The sequence below is a fragment of the Methylobacterium aquaticum genome (genome assembly GCF_001043915.1).
GTDB lineage: Bacteria > Pseudomonadota > Alphaproteobacteria > Rhizobiales > Beijerinckiaceae > Methylobacterium > Methylobacterium aquaticum.
This window is the reverse complement of record NZ_LABX01000479.1, coordinates 1-705: the sequence shown is the minus strand read 5'-3', so window position 1 is coordinate 705 and position 705 is coordinate 1. Positions and strand designations below refer to the sequence as shown.

Genomic DNA, 705 nt, shown 5'->3' with positions numbered 1-705 from the left:
TATAGTGAGCTCGCTGGTGTGTGTTGATTTGTTTTTTTTAAATGCTGCGACACCCACCAGGTCCACAGATGTGTATAGAGACAGGCGGTGAGGCCGGGCTGCCCGAGATAGCCGCGGGCGAGGCCGTATCCGCCGACGAAGAGCTCGGCGGTGACGCCGTCCGGGACGGGGTTGAGGTCGGTGTCGAGGAGGAGGGCGGTGCGCGCCCCCACCGCTCGCCCGATCGGCGCGAACGGGCCGGAAAACTCGGGCTCTCCCGTGACCGGCGCCGTCCAGGCCAGCGGCGCGACGACCGTCTCGGTCGGCCCGTAGGCATTGACGAGGAGATCGAGGTCAAGGGCCGCGCGCGCGGCCGCCATGGCCTCGCGGCCCCAGGCCTCGCCGCCGACGATGAGGCGGCGCAGCCGCAGCCGTGCACCGCTCTGCTTCACGAAGGCGACGAGCGGGTCGGCATAGGCCGGGGGGAGGAACAGGGTCGAGATGGAGTCGGCCCGGATCTGTGCGACCAGATCCTCGATCGATTGCTCCCGCCCGCTGCCGAAGATGAGGGTCGCTCCTGCGATCAAAGGGGCGATCCAGCGCTCGTGCGCGATGTCGAAGCCGATCGACGCGACGTGCAACTCGCGGTCCCGGGCCTCCAGGCTGTAGAGCCGATTGACCGCTTGGGCATGCATTGCGAGGGGCCCGTGCGCCACCGCGACGCCC

The 705-nt window shown here is 68.9% G+C and carries 1 protein-coding gene; it reads right to left on the bottom strand.

The window, feature by feature from the left end:
* On the bottom strand, nucleotides 1–705 hold a 705-nt coding region (locus VP06_RS33340), incomplete at both ends, for an AMP-binding protein (protein ID WP_048468122.1).